Genomic DNA, 3409 nt, shown 5'->3' with positions numbered 1-3409 from the left:
AATCAAATAATCACTATAAAGATCAAGCATATCCATTTAATTCCCTCCCTAAAATTAAGGGCGGAATTCTAATGCTTTTTAGTCAAACTACAAGTTTATGTGCGTAACATGAGTGAATTAGTAATTTCCGGTGAGACGATTTGGCCAAAAATTCGGTGTGGTTTATTTTGTTTAATTTCAGATAAAACGTTTAAAAATTCTCCAGACTCATGTGCTTTCTTTTTGGAATTTTCATAGGTGTCGTAGGTAGTTAAGCCGCTAACATGAGTGGCAAAATAATCTAGATTAAATTGATCAGTGAAGTTTTTTATTTTGATTAACACGGGAACTTGGGATTTATTTAAGATCCGCATGATCCGTTTTTCTTGACCATATTCATATTCAACCACAGGTATTTCTTTTATTTTCATTTTTTAACCTTTTGAATTAAATAATAAAAATAATATTTTTTTCCCCAGAATTTTTCATTGCGAGCATATTTTGCCACCGGCCGCAAAATGGGATTTTTAAATCTAATTTTCCACCAAGGAAGAAATATTAAGCCGAATGTAGCTGCTACGGTACAAAACTCTTCGTACCATTTATTAGGATCACTACCAATTAAAAAATCGGAGGCATATTTATAAAAACTATCCTCATTGACAATCAAACGTTGATATAAAGCAGCCTGCACCATTTTGGTGATATTTATTTTCTGAATTATTTTTAAATTATCCTGTTGTTTAATAAAGCGCTCTAACTTAGTTGATTGATCTTTTGGCTTATAGTAGTGATCAGCGTAGCAAAAATAGCCTTGAGGCCTCAAAACACGCTCAACCTCAGTAAAAAATAATTCAATAGAGGGATACAGGTGCGAGCTTTCCAAATTGGTTACTAGGTCAAAGGATTCACTTTCTATGGGTAGGCGCTCGGCATCGGATTGAATGTAATTAATTTTATCTTCTGAGTAATAATTATGATGGGCATGAGTAACGAGCTGATTGGTTAAATCGATACCTAATGCATAATCTGTTTTAAGCAACTCAGAACTTGCGCGTAAGCCAAGACCATTTCCACACCCAATTTCGAGCAGACGTCTATTGAACAGCTGCATTTTAAGTAGGGGTCTTATTAAAAAGTAAAGGAGCAAAGGTGAATAGACGTCTTGTATGGGAGAGATTTTAGAGAAATCAAATTTTAAGGCCTTATATTCTTGATAAATCTTTCTATCCCATAAGCCTAAGTTTAAAAATATCTTATCAGGATAAATAGTGCCGAAAGTCGTATAGCTTTCCTGAATAAAGGATTTAACTTGCTTAATTTCTGAAGCATTGGAATTTTGATAATTCATTACAAAGCCTACCTGGCGAGCAGAAGCGATGTAATCTTTGAGTCTATCCATTTTTCTCACGAGCTCAAGGCATAATATAATTATTATATATCATTTATTTAGCTTTAAAATCAAACTTAGCACCGCTATACAGGGTAAATACATCTAAATAGTGCACACTTAAACCTGCTATATTGTCTCCGTAACACGCTTAGGCACTGTATCCAGACAATCTTGCATGAGAATAGGGACTGAATTGCGCGCATAAAGAGCCAAATTTAGTCTGGGCTCCCAACTCTACAGTTTGGGGCGTTTGCCCTGTCGCTATAAAATTTATTCTTCAGCAAACGAAGGATTGATCCTTATATTCACTTTTAAGGAGTTGGCTATAAAACAATCTTTATGGGCTTGCTCAAATAAATTTTTCAAAGTAAGGGTATCGGGTTTGCTACTGGGCTCAAACTTAATTACGGGGCATAAGATGAGATCAGAGATGCAGTGCTGTTTTACATCAAGATGACAATATCCTTGCGCAAAATAATCATTAACTACATAACCTTGTTTGCAGCATATAGATAAAAAAGTAAGCAGCATGCAACTTGATAACGAGGCAATTAATAATTCCTCCGGGGAGTGAAACTGAGGATTACGAATAAAGTTAGAAGAGGAATTTACTTCAATTTTAGGACCACCATTAAAAAAAAGCGTATGCTTGCGATTATAGGTGTTGTACTTAAAGTCCTCAGTGTCTCGTTTCCAATCGAGATGAACATTATACATCAACATGATTTCCGAATCCTTGGTCAATCCGTATACTTTGATTATATATTAAACACTATGATTAATACAAAATTTATTTGTTTGACCTTTATCTGAAATGTAGCATAATGATTATTTTTAAATACTCTGGTAAAAAATGTCAAAATCTAAAAAAAATATTTCTAAATTGGTTGAAAAATTTTACTTCTCTAGCTGGTATTGATGCCACTACTTGGGACGATAAGATCACTAACGAGCCTACAGCTCAGAAAGCCATTAGAAAAAGCGCCCAAATCCAAGCCTGTTATGCTTATATTGAATCCAATTTAGCACATCAGTATGCAAAGATAATTACTACACAATTAAATAATGCTTTTTATCAATTAAACAGACTGGATTTTATGGTTCCAAAAGGCTTTAGTGATAGAAAAAAAGGAAGCGTTCAGTTGCAAGATTATTTAAGGGTAAAAGATCTACAAGAGCAATTTATTCGTACTGAAATTCTTAAGAATAATGATGATGCCAGAATACATGCATTCCGCAGGTGGATCGCTGTGGTGGAAATTTTAGTTAAACGGCATCATTATGAAGCAGCCTTTAATACTTTACTGACTTTATCTACTCTCGATGATCAATATAAATTAAGTAGACATTTACCTTCTTATAATATAGAGGTTTTTGATAGTTTGCTTAAATTGGTTTCTCCTATGGGTAACTTTAGGGTACTACGTCAGTGTATTAAGGAGGCTAGAGGAAAAAACACAACTCCAGTTATCTTTCCCTTTGTAATTTTTTCAAAGGATCTTACGAATTTAAATGAGCATCTTGGAGATGATCAAGCTAAGTCACTAAAGGATATAACCCGCGCACATCCTTCCTATGTTCATTTCGCCACTCGTGAAGATATGTTGGATGAGTTAATGAGCGCACAACCTAAAGAGCCTTCTATTTTGGCAGAGCCTTTGCAAAATCTCTTTGATAAATTTTCACGTTCAATCACTACAGAATCTTCTACTAGTGAAGATGCATCCAGTGTTGAAGAGTTTCCTCTTGCATTGAATACTAATACGCGGTCCACTCTATATAGCCAAAAACTACATCCCACTTTATGGAGTAAGCGAGCCCGTTTAGACAAAACCGATCATAGTTATTGGAAAGATATGTTTCAAGTAGGAAAACTGCCTACTCCTTTACAATAGCGAAAGGATAATTATTAAATTTTCAGGGTCACCTCATGAAAAATTTTGAGATAAGATAGTGGTTAAAATAGAATCATCCCATCCAGCATTTTTTCTGAGCCGCTTAATAGATTGCCTTTTCATCTGATTTTTAGTTAATTGA

The 3409-nt window shown here is 34.5% G+C and carries 4 protein-coding genes; 1 reads left to right on the top strand and 3 read right to left on the bottom strand.

Annotation, left to right across the window (positions count from 1 at the left end; translation table 11 throughout):
- Positions 1–95: 95 nt before the first annotated feature.
- The 3 genes from ELY15_RS14725 to ELY15_RS14715 all read right to left on the bottom strand — a co-directional run bounded on the left by ELY15_RS14725 (position 96) and on the right by ELY15_RS14715 (position 2095).
- Positions 96–410, bottom strand: coding sequence for a hypothetical protein (locus ELY15_RS14725; RefSeq protein ID WP_127101344.1), 315 nt, complete (start codon positions 408–410; stop codon positions 96–98).
- Positions 407–1381: a class I SAM-dependent methyltransferase gene (locus tag ELY15_RS14720; protein ID WP_127101342.1), complete on the bottom strand. Its 975-nt coding sequence runs from the start codon at positions 1379–1381 to the stop codon at positions 407–409. The genes ELY15_RS14725 and ELY15_RS14720 overlap by 4 nt, the downstream gene beginning before the upstream one ends.
- Before the next feature lie 261 nt (positions 1382–1642).
- Positions 1643–2095, bottom strand: a complete 453-nt coding sequence (locus ELY15_RS14715; protein WP_127101340.1) for an OsmC family protein — start codon at positions 2093–2095, stop codon at positions 1643–1645.
- A gap of 101 nt (positions 2096–2196) precedes the next feature.
- Here ELY15_RS14715 and ELY15_RS14710 point away from each other — a divergent pair, with 101 nt between their 5' ends.
- Positions 2197–3267, top strand: a complete 1071-nt coding sequence (locus ELY15_RS14710) for a RasGEF domain-containing protein (RefSeq protein ID WP_127101338.1) — start codon at positions 2197–2199, stop codon at positions 3265–3267.
- Positions 3268–3409 lie beyond the last annotated feature (142 nt).

Source organism: Legionella sp. km772, from assembly GCF_003989735.1.
Lineage (GTDB): Bacteria > Pseudomonadota > Gammaproteobacteria > Legionellales > Legionellaceae > Legionella.
The sequence above is the reverse complement of the archived record's forward strand: the minus strand, read 5'-3'. Positions and strand labels throughout refer to the sequence as shown.

Bases quoted from the DNA above. Each gene is read 5' to 3' on its own strand.
- ELY15_RS14725 (WP_127101344.1), bottom strand. From the start codon at position 410: ATGAAAATAAAAGAAATACCTGTGGTTGAATATGAATATGGTCAAGAA.
- ELY15_RS14720 (WP_127101342.1), bottom strand. From the start codon at position 1,381: ATGGATAGACTCAAAGATTACATCGCTTCTGCTCGCCAGGTAGGCTTT.
- ELY15_RS14715 (WP_127101340.1), bottom strand. From the start codon at position 2,095: ATGTTGATGTATAATGTTCATCTCGATTGGAAACGAGACACTGAGGAC.
- ELY15_RS14710 (WP_127101338.1), top strand. From the start codon at position 2,197: ATGATTATTTTTAAATACTCTGGTAAAAAATGTCAAAATCTAAAAAAA.